Below are 15,403 nucleotides of genomic sequence, written 5' to 3'. Positions count from 1 at the left end.
GAAAGGAGAGTTTCGCTCCGCCTTTTCTTTTCTTCACAATCACTTTGACAAATACAGTCTCATTGGTTATCTTTTTCTTAAATGAAAATGAAATCCAGTTTCAATATCAATTTATTTTTGATCAGACGCACATAATGAAGATTTCGCTGGCCTAATGGTTCCAGTCTAGGTAAGTAGTTTGTCGGACTATTGACGCCACCAAAATATACAAATGAGAAAATGAAAGAGATAAGACTAGCAAGGATACTTACGATATTGTTCATTGCCGCCTCCCTTTGCGGCACGTTGGTTGGGCAGACCGTCTTGAGCATAAGGGGCCGGGTGATAGATCAGGCTCATGCTGGGATTCCCGGTGCGACCATAGTGCTTGAACGTGCGGACATACGTCTCAGGCGTGAGATCATTAGCGACGACGAAGGCTGGTTCGAGATTCGCTCATTACCGCCTGGGTTATATTCGCTGACGGCAGGCGGCAGAGGTTTTGGATCGAAAACGATTTCTTTAGTCTCTCCTTTTGATGGGGTTTTTGCAGTTGAGCTTTCGCCGGAAGCAGTTGCCGCGGAAGTATCCATTACGGCTGCAAATCTGGTTGGTGATGCCGGAGCATCGTCCGGTGCTCCTGGATCCATAGAGCAGCTTGACCGGATCACATTAGAGAACAGTCGCGTTTTTAACTTCTCCGAAGCTTTAAGAAAGATCTCCGGTGTAAATGTGAAAGAAGAGGAGGGCTTTGGGCTGCGGCCGAACATCGGGATACGAGGGACGAATCCCACCCGCTCGACAAAAGTGTTGCTTCTTGAAGATGGCATTCCGCTGGCCTATGCTCCTTACGGTGACAATGCGTCTTACTACCATCCGCCGATCGAGCGCTACGCATCAGTGGAAGTGTTAAAAGGTTCAAGTCAGATAGCTTATGGACCCCAAACGATCGCGGGAGTAATAAATTATTTGACACCGAACCCGACCACAAAGCCCTCATTTGCCATCAAACTGATCGGCGGAAACCGTTCTTACTTCAATGGAAGCTTTACCGGAAGCGGGACCATTAAGCGAACAGGTTTATTCGTTAACTACACTCGCAAACAGGGCGATGGGGCTCGCGAGAACACAAACGCTAGGCTGAATGACTTATCTTCAAAGGTGATCCAAACGATAAATGCAAGAAATTCACTTACTTTTAAATTCAGCTATTATGGCGAAGACTCGAACGTAACCTATTCGGGACTGACCGAGGCAGAATTCGCTGCGGATCCGCGGGCTAATCCTTTTCGTAACGACTTCTTCTATGGAGACCGCTATGGTCTATCTGCTTCTCACACAGGTGTTTTTGGAGCGCAAACCTTCATCACCACCAATTTCTACTTCAATCACTTTAAAAGGCATTGGTGGCGGCAATCATCGAATTCGGGACAGCGGCCAAACCGTTTGAATATTGATCCGGATTGCCTCAGCATGGCTGATCTGAGTACAACTTGCGGGAATGAGGGCCGGTTGCGCGAGTACAAAACGTTCGGGGTCGCTCCGCGTTTCGATCATAGCTATGGTATTGGCAAGATCGTCCGCGGTGAATTGCAGGGCGGATTTCGGCTTCATTGGGAAGACCAGTTCCGCCGTCAATTGAATGGTGATCTTCCGACCAGCCGTGATGGGGTGCCATCCGAAGTAAATCAAAGGAAGAATTTCGCAAAGTCAGGGTTCATACAGAATAGGTTTATCTTTGGCCGCTTTGCGGTAACGCCCGGTGTCCGGTTTGAGCAGATAGATATTCTACGACGAAATCTCTTGGCATCCCCTATTGCAGAAGGACGGACAACGATCACCGAGGTGATTCCAGGGGTCGGGATCACCTACTCTGCCCCTGGTCGAATAAGGATTTTTGCTGGGCTTCATCGCGGGTTCTCTCCGCCGCGTGCTGAAGACATTATCGGAAATAATGGTGGGGTGCTCGACCTGGATCCGGAGCGCAGCTGGAATTATGAGGTTGGTGTTCGAGGTGATGTCATTAAAGGTTTTCGGGTTGAAGGCACCTTTTTCCGGTTGGACTACGAGAATCAAATTATTCCGGCGAGCCTGGCAGGCGGCATCGGAGCGACGCTAACTAATGGAGGAAAAACTCTGCAACAAGGGTTTGAATTCTCAGGACAGTTTGATTCAGGCACAGTTTTTCTCTCCGAGCATAATTTTTTCATGCGAACGGCATATACATGGCTGCCGATCGCGGAGTTCCGCGGTACTAGATACAGTTCACTAAACGCTTCTATCCCGATCAAAGGGAACCGTCTTCCGTATGTGCCAAACCATTTAATAACAACAAGCTTAGGTTATTCGCATTCAAAAGGGTTTGAGGCATTTATTGAAAATAATTACATCAGCCGACAGTTTGGCGATGACCTGAACACTATCAACCCGACACCAAACGGACAGAGCGGGGCGATCCAGGCACAGACATATTGGAATGCTACTGTGAATTATCGCGTAGAAAGTATCAGAACAACTTTTTTTGTTACAGCAAAGAATATATTTGACCGCCTTTTCATCGTCGATCGCGTTCGCGGCATCTTGCCTTCAAGTCCGCGATTAGTTCAGGTGGGTGCAAAGATGAGTTTTTAGGCCAAATAAGGCTAATTATCATACAGCATACAGATGGATAGTGTTAGATCAGCAAAAACTCCACTTGAGGTTTGGTATTGTAGAGGTTGCAGGCTTGCCCATATGCGTGCAGGTGATGTTCGCCTAAGCTTCGATCGTGGGGAATTTGAATTTCTCATGCATCGTGTGATCGAATTGAACTATTCCGAGTGGGATCTGGACGGGTTGGCCCCAATAAGGATCGCCGAAGGCGCTGCTCTTGTCGAAGATGTATCAAACAGTTCAGAAACTCACGAAAAATTCAATAACTAGTTTATGAAACAAGAAATTATAACTTTGATAGCAACAGTTATCTTTGTCGCACTGCTTGCCGCGTGTGGTTCGCGGCCGGAATCCATTTCAAGTAATTCTGCGAACAAAGGGGCAAGGGTCGTTATTGCGCTTAAGCCGGATAAGAACCCGGATCAGATGATAGCAGAGCGTGGGTCGCTTGAAAAATATTTATCGGAAAAGCTTGGGAAGCCGGTAGAGATCATCATTCCTCTTTCAGCGGCGGTGATAAATGAGGGGTTCGCAAATGGAACAATCGATATCGGCTATCTAAGTGCTAATGATCTTATTAACGCCAAGGATGCTGAACTGCTGCTGGTGGGTGAGATCAACGGCAAGACCACCTATAAAAGTTATTGGCTGTCGCTAAAGGAAAAGCCTTACACAAAGATCGAGGATCTTAAAGGAAAACCCGTTGCATTTGCCAGCAAGACGAGCACTTCGGGCTTCATAATACCGCTCTGGGATCTACGCAAGCGAAATTTGATATCAGAAAAAGCCGATCCTGAAGAGTTTTTTGGGGCGGGGAATGTCTTTTTTGGCACCGGTTATGTATCAGCGGTTGAACGGGTTTTGAATGGCCAATCTGAGGCCGCGGCCGTAAGTTATTACGTGCTGGATGAGAACAAGCATTTGACCGAAGAGCAGCGCTCAAAGCTGAAGAAGGTGCAGGAGCAGGGAGATGTCCCAACGCATATCATTGCGGTCCGCAAGACGCTTACCGGTGAAGAAAGGAATAAGCTCAGGCAGGCATTGCTCTCATTGAACGATCCCGCAAATACGGAGCTCCGCGACAAACTATTTACTTCCAAACTCGTTGAAGCGGATCAGCAAGAACACCTAAGGCCACTGAAAGAAGCTCTCTCGATTATGCCTAAATAGATGGAGACCACCCGAACGGCGACGATCTCACCCGGGGAAATAGCTGTTGGAGTTGAAGGGCTCTCGCTTGATCGCGGCGATAAGCGATTATTCGAGCGAATGTCCTGGCAGCTTGCGGCAGGGTGTTTCCTCGCGGTTACAGGACCATCCGGATCCGGCAAGACAAGTTTGCTTGCTTGTCTTCGCGGCCAGATCCAGCCGACTGACGGAAGTGTGAATTTTGCAGATGATCTCCCAACCTCCATCGGTACAGTATTTCAACATCTTCGTCTTACGAATGAACTTAGCGTGTTGACGAATGTTTTGTGCGGATGTTTGGGGAGTCAGCCTTGGTGGAAGACGCTCTTCGCGTTTGGATCGCCCGAAAAACAAAATGCCTTCGAGCTTATAAAAGAATTTGGCCTTGCTGATCTATGTCATAAGCCCGTTCGGAGTATTTCGGGCGGGGAACAGCAGCGTACGGCGATTGCCCGTGTGCTTATGCAAGACCCGAGCGTGATCCTTGCCGACGAGCCGACATCGAACCTTGATCTTAAACTTGCTGAACAGGTGCTTTCACGCTTTCGCTTGTTGTGTGCAGGACGTGGCAAGACCGTGATCGCTGTTTTGCACGATGTTGAGCTTGTAGAGCGTTTTGCCGATTTTGAACTGAAGATAGGATCTGCTTTTGCGGATGGCTGGTCGCTACGTAAAATTAAAAGATAGTGGCCAAAACCGGACCGATGCCTACACTTGGTTGGCGCGAGCGCTTCACAGCTTTTCGTGCAACCCTACTGCTCTTTGCAGTCGCGGTGGTGTTTTCTTTGCCCGCATTGACCGGTTCGGGCCGAGACCTTAATTATCTAGAGAATCTAAGACGCTTCGCTGCAAAATTCTTTCCGCCTGATCTCTCAGCAGCGCCGCAGATCATATTCGCTCTCGGCGAAACAATACAGATCGCAGTTATGGCCACACTGTTCGCCGCGATCATTGCTATGCCGCTGGCAGTTGCCGGTGCTCAGACCGTTGCGCCAAGATGGCTGAACTTAACGGTCAGGATGATATTGAACATTGTTAGAACTCTTCCGAGCCTTATTTGGGCACTGATAGCGGTAGCAGTAGTAGGGCCCAATCCGTTGGCAGGGGTGATCGGGTTGACGTTTTATAGTGTTGGATATTTAGGCAAGTTTTTCAGTGACGCATTTGAATCTATTGATACGGAAGTCCCTGACGGGTTAAAAATGTCCGGTGCTAATGCGATACAGGCATTTCAGTATGGACTTTTACCTCAGGTAAAGCCGCTTGTCGCGAGCCACGTCCTTTGGATGCTTGAATACAATATCCGCTCGGCCGCTATAATCGGCTATGTCGGCGCCGGCGGCATTGGACTGCTTTTGCATACTTATCAGGAGTTCGGCCAATGGGACAAGTTCTCTGCGGTCCTGCTATTTATTCTTATACTCGTTACGCTGCTTGATCTATTCGGCGAGTGGCTCCGCAAAAAGCTATTGCATTCTGATTAAGATTCTGCGCACCTAAAACAATCAGGAGTATGAAAAGCTATCAGGCAGACAGGCTGCTTAAATGATATAGGCGCATTCAGAGGCTGGCCAATGACCGATATATGAACGCAATTAGGTGCATATTAAGGTAAATAATGATAGTACGGACATGGTTGTATAGTATGGCTGTGGTTGGTTTTAGAAAGATAATTCTAAATTTTGAGTCTGGCACCCAAGTTTGTTCCCAATGTTTACGATCTTCCCCATAACCGAAATAGTCCGACCTTGATCGGCGTTAAGAACTTCTCTTTTAATTTGAGGCAGGAGTGGTTATCCTGATTCTTTTTATGAGACCTAGAATCTCTGACCAGGTGTATCTGCCTAGCTTTCTAGAGCACGATCTGAACCAAAGGTTCGATGAACTTTTGAAGTTTGATTCTCTCGCTGAGCTTGAATCCGCTCCGATCCACGCGGAGATCAAGGACGAGGCTGAGCGGATCTTGAACTCGGTCATTTATGAAGAGTTTTCTTGCGGGAATGAAACCGCAGTCCGCAGCCATATATCCGCACTGGCATGGAACATCGAACGCGGGAACATTTTTGAAGGTATCCTAGATGCACTTAAGCAAAACGCTAACCTGAGCGGCAAGGACGTGTTGCTCCTGACAGAGCTTGACCATGGAATGGCCCGAAGCGGAAATAGATTCGTCGCACAGGATCTCGCACGCGAATTGAGGCTTAATTACGCATTTGCTCCGGTTTACATTGCACTACAAAAGGGAAGCGGGGTTGAAGCAATGGCTGAGGGAGAGAATACGAATTCGATACACGGCCTGGCGATGTTCTCAAAGTGGCCAATGCGGAATATTCAGGCCGTTCCGCTGCCGAATGGGAAAGACAAGATGTGGGGCAAGGAAAAACGGCTCGGCTGGCTTCGCGCATTGGTCGCTGAGGTCCAGCATCCGGCCGGCATATTCCGGGCGGTTACCGTTCATCTTGATGCTCACTGTTCGCGAGCTCATCGCCGTCTTCAGATGCAGATAATTCTTGATCATCTTGATACTCTTCCGGAGATGCCAACTTTGATCGGCGGCGATTGGAACACCACCACATTCAATTCGCAAAGTTCCACGCGTGCGATAATGGGCTATTGGCGACGCGTCTTTATGGGGCCTAAAAATGTTGCTAAGAACCACCTGCCGCACCCGGAGCGATTCTTCGAAAAGGCATTGTTTGATCTTATCGAAGGCCGCGGCTACCGTTTTCGGGATCTCAACAACATCGGGACCGGAACGCTCCACTACCACGTTGAAAGCATCGAGAAGAATACCAACCTGCGCGACTGGGTGCCGGAATGGTGTTTCCCGTTCATTTTTTGGGCCGCAAACCGCGTCGGCGGAAGTGTTTCAAGCAGGCTGGACTGGTTTGCCGGAAAGGGCATCGTGCCCGCATCTCCGAGCGCGGCAAAAACGATCGGCGAACTTAGGGACAAGGATGGCACGCCGCTTTCGGACCACGACGCTATCTCTTTGGACTTTCGCCTCCATGACTAATAAACTCTATTTATCGGAGAAAAATAATGGAAGTTTCTTTTTCACAAACTCTTAGCTTTGACGCGGCAACGTTCGAATACGAGGCGGTCGCTCATGAGAACGGCAATGCCACGACGATCAGATTCCCTGTCGATGAGAAAAAAGTAAGCCCCGGCGATTCGGTTGTCGTCGTTTCTGGCGCCGAGGTTCATTTTCACGGAATGATCGGGAAGATCGAAGACGGATATGCTTATGTTTCTGACCCAAAGGGTTCACTTCTTCCAGCCGGAGCGGTGAATTGAAAGCGCAATGAGATCGGATTTGCTTCGGGCTATGTGAACTTTCGCCGATCTCTTGAAATTCGTAACCATCGATTCTAAACTGTCATTTTCATTGGGGATGTAGCTCAGCTGGGAGAGCGCGGCGTTCGCAATGCCGAGGTCAGGGGTTCGATCCCCCTCATCTCCACCAGGTTTCTGCAAGACCGCCGATCAGCTTCGGCGGTTTTTACTTTTTCCGAGGGTAGCTGGTTATATGAGGAGGGATAGCGATCCCGTTTCCCAGTCGTGAATCAGGTATTGGCCTGCCAATCGTCTCTGAGATCGGCAGCACACCGGCCCAGACGTTCATTGCATAATCTTCGTCGTCATCTTTCGGGTCGCCGGTCCTTATTTTTGCTGAGGCTTCTTCGATAGGGAGTTTCAGGACAGAGGTCGCTTTAAGTTCCAGTTCATTAGGCCAGCGTATCTCAGGCCAGCGCCCCGGAATGATATGTTCGGTGAATGCCTCGAGAGCCCTTTCCTTTTCTTCACGATTTGCGACAAGTTCAGCTTTACCAAGCACTACGACCGAGCGGTAGTTTATCGAATGATGAAACGCCGAACGAGCTAGCACCAGCCCATCGACCAAAGTTACTGTGACGCAAACATCTACACCCTCCGAAAGCGTCCGCAACATCCGGCTGGCGGAAGAGCCGTGAATATACAGATGATCATCAATACGCGCATATCCTGTCGGGATCACATACGGCTGGCCGTCAACTGCAAACCCAACGTGACAGATGAATGCCTCATCGAGGATCGCATAGATCGTATCGCGATCATACGCACCGCGTGCCGGAAGGCGCTTTACTTTAATTCGTTCACTGCCTTTCATAAATCATTTCGTGCTCATCCAATCATCTCCGACGCCGATCTCTGCGATGAGCGGAACGTCAAGAACGGCTGCCGATTCCATTTCGCGTTTGATTATTTCGGAAGCTGCGGAGACCTCCTCCTCGGGTGCCTCGAAAAGGAGTTCATCGTGCACCTGCATTATCATTTGCGTTCTCAGTCCGGCTTCCTTAAGCCATCTCGCTACATTGATCATCGCGATCTTAACTATGTCCGATGCAGTCCCTTGGATCGGCATATTGATCGCCTCGCGTTCGGCGCGCGAACGGACCGCAAAATTGCGATCCTTGATGCCCGGGAAATATCGCCTGCGTCCGAACAGCGAAGTTACATAACCTTTCTCGCGGGCTTCTTCCGGAATTCGGTCCATATATGCACGGATGCCTTTGTATGTTTCGAAATAGTCGTCTATCACCTTGCGTGCTTCCTGTTTCGAGATGCCGACACGTTGCGAAAGCCCAAAAGCCTCGACCGCATAGGCGATGCCGAAGTTGACTATCTTCGCCAAGCGACGTTTTTCCTTCAAGTCCTTCTCGTCAGCAGCCCCGAAAACAAGCTTGGCCGTTTTTGCGTGTATATCTTCATTCTTTTGATAGGCTTCAAGCATTACGGGATCCTTCGTGATGTGTGCGAGAATTCGCAATTCAAGCTGCGAATAGTCCGCCGAGATGAGCTTGTTCCCCTTTTCCGGAATGAATGCTTTCCTTATTCGCTGGCCAAGTTCTGTGCGAACCGGAATGTTCTGTAGATTTGGCTCAGTCGAACTCAGTCGCCCGGTCGCGGCGACTGTTTGATTCAAAACGCCATGAATTCGCCCGTCCGTATTCACCATTTTCGGCAGCGAATCGGCATATGTCGCTTTCAATTTATCGAGTTCGCGATAGTCGATTATTAACTGAGCTATCTCAAAATCAACAGCCAGCTCGGCAAGTACATCTTTGCTCGTTGAAACCTGCCCGGTCGCTGTCTTCTTCCCGGTGGCGATTTTCAATTCCGCGAAGACCTCGCCAACCTGTTTAGGTGAACCGATATTGAATTCGCGTCCGGCGATCTTGAAGATCTTTTCTCGCAGAGCTGCAAGCTCTTTGGAAATGAAGTCAGAGAAAGTGCTAAGCGAATCGACATCGACCTTCATTCCTGCGGTTTCGATATCAGCAAGCACGGGGCTGACCGGTATTTCGATATCCGAATAGACCTTGGTAAGGCCATCCGCCGCTATTTTCTTGCGGAGCACCGGCACGAGCTGAAATATTTGATCGGCACGTGTTGCGGCCTGCCAACCGGACGCCGAGAATGCTTCAGGAGCTTTGACATTCGGATAAGCGTTCAGATTGTGCTGTGCCAAGAACTCGATCTCATGATGCGGTCGTCCCGAATCAAGCAGATAAGACGCAAGCATCAGATCTTCCGTAACGCCGACCACCTCAGCACCGATCTTCCGAAGTACGGCGAGGTTCTTTTTCAGGTCGTGCGTCCATTTTTCAATATACGGATTTGCGAAGGTATCAGCGATCGGGCGCAAGGCGGTCTCACGTCCATCTTCAAAATTCTCAAGATCAATGAAAACTGCAACGCCCGGTGCGTAAGATATAGACACACCCAATGGGGGCTGCTTATCAAACGCACTGTGCCATTTGCCTTCATTCGAATCATCAACATAAAAGGCGAAGCGTTCCTTTTCCCATACCGTGCGAATTAGTTTGTCCAATTCGGCTCGGGTTTTTATCACCTCATATATCTGCTCGACCCGTCCGGGCGAATCGTCGGCCCCGCCGTGCATATTGAACAGCGTCGCGGCGTCGGAGAATTCTTTTGTCAGCGTGTTGAACTCTAGTTCGCGAAAAATTTCGTATGCTTTCACACGGTCGGGCTCGCGGAATCTTAGCTGATCAAGATCAAGTTCTATCGGTACCTCACAATGTACGGTCGCGAGCTCTAAAGACTGGCGAATGATGTCCTGGTTATTTTGCAGGCTTTCACGATAGGTTTTATGAGTTACCTTGTCGGCATTCGCCATCGCCCCTTCGGCCGAACCGAATTCGAGTATCAGTTTCAATGCACCTTTTTCGCCAATGCCGGGAGCTCCGGGAATGTTGTCGATGGAATCTCCCATTAGCCCGAGCAGGTCAATGATCTTCGCTGGCGGCAAACCGAATTTGTTCTGTACCCACGCTTCGTCGCACCATTCGATCGGTGGGACGGGGACCTTGCGTTTTAAATTAGAATCATTTGCTGCTCTTCGACCATCTTTCGGAGCCAAATATCGGATTTAATAGACATAAAAAGTGGTAACGAATGATACGTTACCACTAATAAATACCGAATTGAAATCTGACTATGCTCCGGGAGGGCCGATCTCGCGGATCCTCATCGTTCCATCTCCAATCGTGAACTTCAATGGAACTGAACCAGTACCGGTTTTGGCCACGATAGAGCGTTCGGTGAATTCTCCTTTTCGATCACGCGGCGCAAATGAAGTGAACTGATTATCGATCCTGCCTGACCGCAGTATCGACGCGTCAAAATAAGCGTTCAAGCCAGTAGGAAGACTGATGTTCATCTCTCCCTTTGCAAGATTGATTTCGGCAAAACGTCCTCGCCAACTGCGGGTCGGTATGGTGATATTCACGGTGCCGCTGCCGATCGTTGCAAGAATGCTCCCTCCGACAAGGTCTATAGTTGAATTGCCATCCAAATGATTTAGTTTGATCATTCCATCGACGCCTGTAACCACCAGGTCCCCTTTTCCGCCATCGATCTGCAAATCGATATAACGCGGAACTTTCAAAGTGTAATTTACGGCATAGGTCGATCCGATCAAATGTTTAGGAAACTTCTTATCGAGTTTCATTATGGCCTTTCGATCATGCGGGCCGATGGTTAGGATCGCGGTGCGCCCGAGGCTTTCCTCCGTAATGAAACCAACCACGGACGACAGACGTTTCAGATCTGCATCATTGCCGGCGGCGACCTCGATCTCAGCATTTATTTCTATCTCTGAGCGTTGCCAGCCCTCGATCTTTATGGAACCATTCGGAGCTCCAATTATCGAGAGTGTTCCCCCCGAACCGAAAGGTATCACGTCAGATTTATAGGTGGTTCGCTTTATCGATGAGGGTTGCTGTGAAAATGAAGTTCCGTAGATAAGGAACAGGGCTATAGAGATCAAGAGAATTTTGGGTTTCATAGTGTTCCAGAAAGGCAAGGATAGGGAGCGAAACGCGGCCACAACTAGAATACACATTCCATTGCCACGGAAGCAAGGATTTATTTTGTGGTGATTCGCCGGGCCGGGCTACAGTGCTAACGGCGTATAAAAGCTATGGTCCCGCGTTGGTTGGTTATACTGATGCTTGCATCACCAGCGCCGTTCTGCCCGGCGATGCGACGTCCGTCACCGACCATCCGCAGATCACCGCCCGAAAAAGGCCCAAGGTCGATGCTCCGAGTAGAAGGTGCTGTCGCCACCAACCTAAATGAGGAGTTGAAGGGAATTCGCAGATTAATGTTGCCGCGAATGGAACTAAATCTATATGTTCCCCCGTTCTGTATCTGGCCATCGAAGAAGATATCGCCGATGCCGTTCTGTGCAGACACATTTGTTGAAACGATGTTAGTCAACGTAATGTCCCCTTCGCTAGTAATATGAGCTCGAACACGCGCTCCGCGCACATTTGATACGGAGAGATTTCCGATCTTTGTTTCTATGTCCACACTTGAACCGAAGGGGACTTTAATATTGAAATTGACATTGCCGACATCCATCCGACCCTGATTATCGCGCACCAAATTTATGTAGATCGTACCGCTAAGACTTTGCGGTTCGATATTCGCGGCTGGAGCCTCAAGATACGCAGAAATGCTGATCTCCTGTTTGTTCCAGCCCTCGACCGTTACAGTTCCTGAACGGTTAGTTAGCTGTAGTGTTACATTTTGACCGGCAGGATAAGTCTTCGAAAAGCGCTTTTGGGCAAATACGGGCGAAAGCAGAAAAACAAACAAAAACGCGACACTCAGACATCGAAAAGCCGCGGTCGTTTTGAAATTGAAATGATCTTGGGCAAAAGACATCGCAAACAAGGACCTTACAACTCGGCAAATTCCCTAAGAAGATTCATTTTCTCATTCAAGGCGGAATCGAGCATCTCGCCAGTGAGTTGATCATCAGGGTCTTTTTCTAACATGAGCGTATATTCGTGTACAGCTTGGTCGATCTCCCGGACATTGCGATCGAACGCCTCCCGCATACGCTCGTCCCAGTGCATTCGTTTTGCCTGAACACGTTTATTCCAGTAATCAATTACGGCTTGTTGTTCACGAATACGCCGTTCGCGCGCCTGCTCTATACCCTCAATAAGCCCAAGCTTTCCAAGCAACTTCTCGACAGTAGTCTCTGTTTCACGAGAACGGGTTGTGTTGTCGGCGAGTGTCGGCTCAAAGTAATTCTTTAGGCCAACAATAGTCAGAAGAGAGCTGATCAATGCGACACCAATGGCTGCGGTTACGACCTGAGGGACGGAAAATGCACGACCCTTTCCGAACAACCCAACGGGCGTTTGCTCTTTTTTATTCTCTCGGTGTTTAAGGTCCGATTCAATTACGTTATTTATGCGGCACCAAAGAGCTTTCGGATTAGGCGGGACGATCTCTTTGGTATCGGGCTTTGCACAATTTGCCAATATTGCAGAGAAATCTTCGAATAACTGAGAGCATTCGCCGCACTCGGCAAGATGGGCGCTGACAAGTGCGGTCGTCACCTGATCGGTCTCACCGTCAATGTATTCACTGATCAACTCCTGGCAAAGGCTGCAGTCCATTCTTAAACCCATCCTTCGGCTGAAAGTGAGCGAAGGCTTTAATATCGATCTTTATCTCCCCTTGAATGACAAATTAATAGATTAACGCTAAACCCGATTAGTTGCCTGCCCGAAACATTCGAGGATGCATCTATCCAGATGAATAGTCCGGCAAAAACCGCTACCCTGTTGACCTTTTCTTATTTTGTTAGAGTTGATCTTTTTGCTGGATCAGAAGACCTCTCAGTTTTAGCCGAGCTTTGTGAAGCTGCGATTTTGAGGTTCCGACCGAAATTCCGAGCTGCCGCGCGACCTCTTCATGCTCATAACCTTCGATGTCGTGCAGAATAAAGACTCTTTTGTAGCCTTTCGGAAGCTCCGCAATCGCATTTCGGAGAGCTATGCGATCGATCACCTGCATCTTGCCCGGATCTGCCGACCCGATGGCGATCTGTTCCGGCATCTCGCCGTCTTCAGAGACGCGTTCATTCTTTACGCTACGCTTGCGAAAGAACATTAACACCTGATTGACGGTTAGCCGATGAAGCCATGTGGAAAAGGCCGAATCCCCTCGGAAACTGGAGATTTTGCGGAATAGCTGAATGAAGACCTCTTGCGTCAGGTCTTCTGCTTCTGTAGTGCTTCCGGTCATTCTAAGACATAAGGAATAGGTACGTCGGTTGTATCTTTGATACAACAGTTCGAAGGCCGAAAGATTGCCGTCCGTGGCCAATTGGCACAGTTCTATATCAGTTGCGTCCGCCTTGGCGGTCTTATCCTCGGTCGGGAAATACGCTAGGACCTTAGCTCCATTCAAGCTTTCCTGGTCCAGCCCGCCTATTGCCTCAGTAGGCAGTACGGTAGAGTTCGACTCCATAAACACTCCAGACAGGTTGTTCTCTGGTTGTAAGACTTCGTCGGCAGCTATGATGCGATACCTCCAGTTAACGGTTGCACTGACCTGAGAAAATAATATATGTAAATTTGACCAAGGTAAAGGTATTTATTTTTCAAGCTCTCTGCGGCCTTATGTTCGACGGTTAGGATAATTAGGCTGAAATTTGTCCACGGTTCATACATCCTGCCTGCGTCGGGTAAGAATGGACGCAACAACAAACAAGATCCCGAAAACGATATCATTCATTGCGGCCCAGATAAGTGAGTCTGAAAGACGCCGCAAGGAAAATGAGGCAACCGCTGCGATGCCAAAAGAGAACTTTTCTGCGACACCCGCGAGCATAATTGGCCGATACCTTCTTATTGGATCATAAGCTATTAGTGCCAACACAATCTGAAACGCAAGAGCGACACCGATGAAACCGGAAAAATTCGGGATGATTTATTGCGGGCGGGTTGTCAATACCGTATTGGCGCTCCAGAAAGTATTGCGGAATTAGAACTAAGACTCCGTAGATGGCTGATACTCCAAATATTCAACGTGCCGTTCTCATAATATCGATCTAACTACATATCCAAGAACATCGGTGGTTCAAGTTTGGCATTGCCGAAGATAAGGAGGAGATCAAGCACCTCTATGTTCAAGCAGTCTCTCAATATATTTAGCCACCATATCTACTTCGAGATTCACCGGATCGCCGGCGTTCAAAGCCGATAGGTTGGTCATTTCCCAAGTTTTTGGTATCACTGCTATCTCAAAGGCTTCGTTACTTAGGGCGGCGATAGTAAGGCTGATTCCCTCAACGGCAACGGATCCTTTATGGATAAAATAGCGACCAAGTTCAGACGGGAAGCCGATGTGAACAGTCCAGAAATCGCCGAATGGCACCGCTCCGAGAAAGGTACCCATTCCATCAACGTGGCCTTGGACGATATGTCCGCCCAGCCGACCGGAGGGGGCAACAGCCCGCTCAAGGTTCACAAGCGAGCCGATACCGAGTGAACCGATGGTCGTTACCTTTAAGGTTTCTGGTGACACATCTGCAGAGAAACCATCTGCGTCGGGACATAGAACTGTTAGGCAGACGCCGTTGACAGCTATTGAGTCACCCGGGTGAATATCCTCGGTTATATAATTTGCAGCAATAGAAATTCGGACGCCGCCGGCATTTTCATTCAATGCCGAAACACGTCCGAGTTCCTCAATTATCCCTGTGAACACGCTTTTAGAACCAAGGTTTCTTGTTCAGTATATAGGTCTGAACAAACTCCTCGTCCGATTTGGTGAGATAAATTATCCCCTCAATAATACCTACCACCGTTGTTATCAAAATAAGCGGCGTGCCTATCCCGCACGTAACTATCGCGATGATGAACGAGACAAGATAAACGGACAGCATAATGATGCCTTCCTGCTGATATCCAAGGACGAACTTGTGAATTCCGAGCCCGCCGAGAATGATGCCGCAAATACCAGCAGCGATCTTCTTGTCAGCTCCGGGCAATGTGGTCTGTCCGCCCATAGGCTGCATTGGCATAGGACTTACCGGGAGCATCGTTCCGCAATTCGTGCAGGTCGTGAAATTGCCCGGATTCTGCGAGCGGCAGTTAGGGCAGGAAACATAATTTGTGGCCATATCTGGTTTATCTCCTGAGGTGTCTTGGCGGAATAAGTATATTCTGGCGCGCGCCATTGTCAAAGCGGAGTAAACAAAGGATTGCTA

Annotated in this window: 16 protein-coding genes and 1 tRNA gene; 8 read left to right on the top strand and 9 right to left on the bottom strand. The window is 48.9% G+C overall.

What is annotated here, in order from left to right; all coding sequences use genetic code 11:
• Positions 1-219: 219 nt before the first annotated feature.
• From JVX88_RS04540 to JVX88_RS04505, 8 genes are all read left to right on the top strand, one after another.
• The gene (locus tag JVX88_RS04540; RefSeq protein ID WP_211626130.1) at positions 220-2,610 is read left to right on the top strand and encodes a TonB-dependent receptor plug domain-containing protein; all 2,391 of its coding nucleotides are present in this window, start codon (positions 220-222) and stop codon (positions 2,608-2,610) included.
• Positions 2,611-2,712: 102 nt separating this feature from the next.
• Positions 2,713-2,901, top strand: coding sequence for a hypothetical protein (locus tag JVX88_RS04535; protein ID WP_211626129.1), 189 nt, complete (start codon positions 2,713-2,715; stop codon positions 2,899-2,901).
• Positions 2,902-2,904: 3 nt separating this feature from the next.
• Positions 2,905-3,801, top strand: coding sequence for a phosphate/phosphite/phosphonate ABC transporter substrate-binding protein (gene phnD, locus JVX88_RS04530; protein WP_211626127.1), 897 nt, complete (start codon positions 2,905-2,907; stop codon positions 3,799-3,801).
• Positions 3,802-4,506, top strand: a complete 705-nt coding sequence (locus JVX88_RS04525; protein WP_211626125.1) for a phosphonate ABC transporter ATP-binding protein — start codon at positions 3,802-3,804, stop codon at positions 4,504-4,506. It abuts the gene before it with no gap.
• A gap of 17 nt (positions 4,507-4,523) precedes the next feature.
• Entirely contained in the window at positions 4,524-5,303 is a 780-nt protein-coding gene (gene phnE, locus JVX88_RS04520) for a phosphonate ABC transporter, permease protein PhnE (RefSeq protein WP_211626123.1), read from the top strand.
• A gap of 326 nt (positions 5,304-5,629) precedes the next feature.
• A complete protein-coding gene (locus tag JVX88_RS04515; protein ID WP_211626122.1) occupies positions 5,630-6,835 on the top strand; it encodes an endonuclease/exonuclease/phosphatase family protein in 1,206 nt (401 codons plus the stop codon).
• A gap of 26 nt (positions 6,836-6,861) precedes the next feature.
• On the top strand, positions 6,862-7,116 hold the full coding sequence (locus JVX88_RS04510) for a hypothetical protein (RefSeq protein WP_211626121.1): 255 nt from the start codon (positions 6,862-6,864) through the stop codon (positions 7,114-7,116).
• A gap of 93 nt (positions 7,117-7,209) precedes the next feature.
• Positions 7,210-7,285, top strand: a tRNA-Ala gene (locus JVX88_RS04505).
• 36 nt (positions 7,286-7,321) lie between these two features.
• Here JVX88_RS04505 and JVX88_RS04500 read toward each other — a convergent pair.
• The 9 genes from JVX88_RS04500 to JVX88_RS04460 form a co-directional block, all read right to left on the bottom strand.
• Entirely contained in the window at positions 7,322-7,969 is a 648-nt protein-coding gene (locus JVX88_RS04500; RefSeq protein ID WP_211626120.1) for a pyridoxamine 5'-phosphate oxidase family protein, read from the bottom strand.
• A gap of 3 nt (positions 7,970-7,972) precedes the next feature.
• Complete coding sequence (gene polA / locus JVX88_RS04495) at positions 7,973-10,246, bottom strand: DNA polymerase I (RefSeq protein ID WP_211626119.1); 2,274 nt, start codon at positions 10,244-10,246, stop codon at positions 7,973-7,975.
• A gap of 75 nt (positions 10,247-10,321) precedes the next feature.
• Positions 10,322-11,173, bottom strand: a complete 852-nt coding sequence (locus JVX88_RS04490; RefSeq protein ID WP_211626118.1) for a hypothetical protein — start codon at positions 11,171-11,173, stop codon at positions 10,322-10,324.
• 116 nt (positions 11,174-11,289) lie between these two features.
• On the bottom strand, positions 11,290-12,057 hold the full coding sequence (locus JVX88_RS04485) for a DUF4097 family beta strand repeat-containing protein (protein ID WP_211626116.1): 768 nt from the start codon (positions 12,055-12,057) through the stop codon (positions 11,290-11,292).
• A gap of 14 nt (positions 12,058-12,071) precedes the next feature.
• Positions 12,072-12,803, bottom strand: coding sequence for a zf-HC2 domain-containing protein (locus tag JVX88_RS04480; RefSeq protein WP_211626114.1), 732 nt, complete (start codon positions 12,801-12,803; stop codon positions 12,072-12,074).
• Between the two features lie 187 nt (positions 12,804-12,990).
• Positions 12,991-13,659, bottom strand: a complete 669-nt coding sequence (locus JVX88_RS04475) for an RNA polymerase sigma factor (protein WP_211626112.1) — start codon at positions 13,657-13,659, stop codon at positions 12,991-12,993.
• A 195-nt stretch (positions 13,660-13,854) separates the two neighbouring features.
• Positions 13,855-14,022 (bottom strand): hypothetical protein, encoded by a 168-nt coding sequence (locus tag JVX88_RS04470; RefSeq protein ID WP_211626111.1) that lies wholly within the window; start codon positions 14,020-14,022, stop codon positions 13,855-13,857.
• Between the two features lie 282 nt (positions 14,023-14,304).
• Positions 14,305-14,901 (bottom strand): riboflavin synthase, encoded by a 597-nt coding sequence (locus JVX88_RS04465; protein ID WP_211626109.1) that lies wholly within the window; start codon positions 14,899-14,901, stop codon positions 14,305-14,307.
• A gap of 4 nt (positions 14,902-14,905) precedes the next feature.
• Positions 14,906-15,316, bottom strand: a complete 411-nt coding sequence (locus tag JVX88_RS04460; protein ID WP_263975469.1) for a zinc-ribbon domain and TM2 domain-containing protein — start codon at positions 15,314-15,316, stop codon at positions 14,906-14,908.
• Between the last annotated feature and the right edge of the window lie 87 nt (positions 15,317-15,403).

It is taken from the genome of Leptolyngbya sp. 7M, assembly GCF_018128485.1.
Note: the sequence above shows the minus strand (reverse complement) of the source record. Positions and strands in the feature narration are given on the sequence as shown.

What these genes read in the sequence shown, in the direction of transcription:
- JVX88_RS04540 (WP_211626130.1), top strand. Translation starts at nt 220, where the DNA reads ATGAAAGAGATAAGACTAGCAAGGATACTTACGATATTGTTCATTGCC.
- JVX88_RS04535 (WP_211626129.1), top strand. Translation starts at nt 2,713, where the DNA reads ATGCGTGCAGGTGATGTTCGCCTAAGCTTCGATCGTGGGGAATTTGAA.
- phnD (WP_211626127.1), top strand. Translation starts at nt 2,905, where the DNA reads ATGAAACAAGAAATTATAACTTTGATAGCAACAGTTATCTTTGTCGCA.
- JVX88_RS04525 (WP_211626125.1), top strand. Translation starts at nt 3,802, where the DNA reads ATGGAGACCACCCGAACGGCGACGATCTCACCCGGGGAAATAGCTGTT.
- phnE (WP_211626123.1), top strand. Translation starts at nt 4,524, where the DNA reads ATGCCTACACTTGGTTGGCGCGAGCGCTTCACAGCTTTTCGTGCAACC.
- JVX88_RS04515 (WP_211626122.1), top strand. Translation starts at nt 5,630, where the DNA reads ATGAGACCTAGAATCTCTGACCAGGTGTATCTGCCTAGCTTTCTAGAG.
- JVX88_RS04510 (WP_211626121.1), top strand. Translation starts at nt 6,862, where the DNA reads ATGGAAGTTTCTTTTTCACAAACTCTTAGCTTTGACGCGGCAACGTTC.
- JVX88_RS04500 (WP_211626120.1), bottom strand. Translation starts at nt 7,969, where the DNA reads ATGAAAGGCAGTGAACGAATTAAAGTAAAGCGCCTTCCGGCACGCGGT.
- JVX88_RS04490 (WP_211626118.1), bottom strand. Translation starts at nt 11,173, where the DNA reads ATGAAACCCAAAATTCTCTTGATCTCTATAGCCCTGTTCCTTATCTAC.
- JVX88_RS04485 (WP_211626116.1), bottom strand. Translation starts at nt 12,057, where the DNA reads ATGTCTTTTGCCCAAGATCATTTCAATTTCAAAACGACCGCGGCTTTT.
- JVX88_RS04480 (WP_211626114.1), bottom strand. Translation starts at nt 12,803, where the DNA reads ATGGACTGCAGCCTTTGCCAGGAGTTGATCAGTGAATACATTGACGGT.
- JVX88_RS04475 (WP_211626112.1), bottom strand. Translation starts at nt 13,659, where the DNA reads ATGGAGTCGAACTCTACCGTACTGCCTACTGAGGCAATAGGCGGGCTG.
- JVX88_RS04470 (WP_211626111.1), bottom strand. Translation starts at nt 14,022, where the DNA reads ATGCTCGCGGGTGTCGCAGAAAAGTTCTCTTTTGGCATCGCAGCGGTT.
- JVX88_RS04460 (WP_263975469.1), bottom strand. Translation starts at nt 15,316, where the DNA reads ATGGCCACAAATTATGTTTCCTGCCCTAACTGCCGCTCGCAGAATCCG.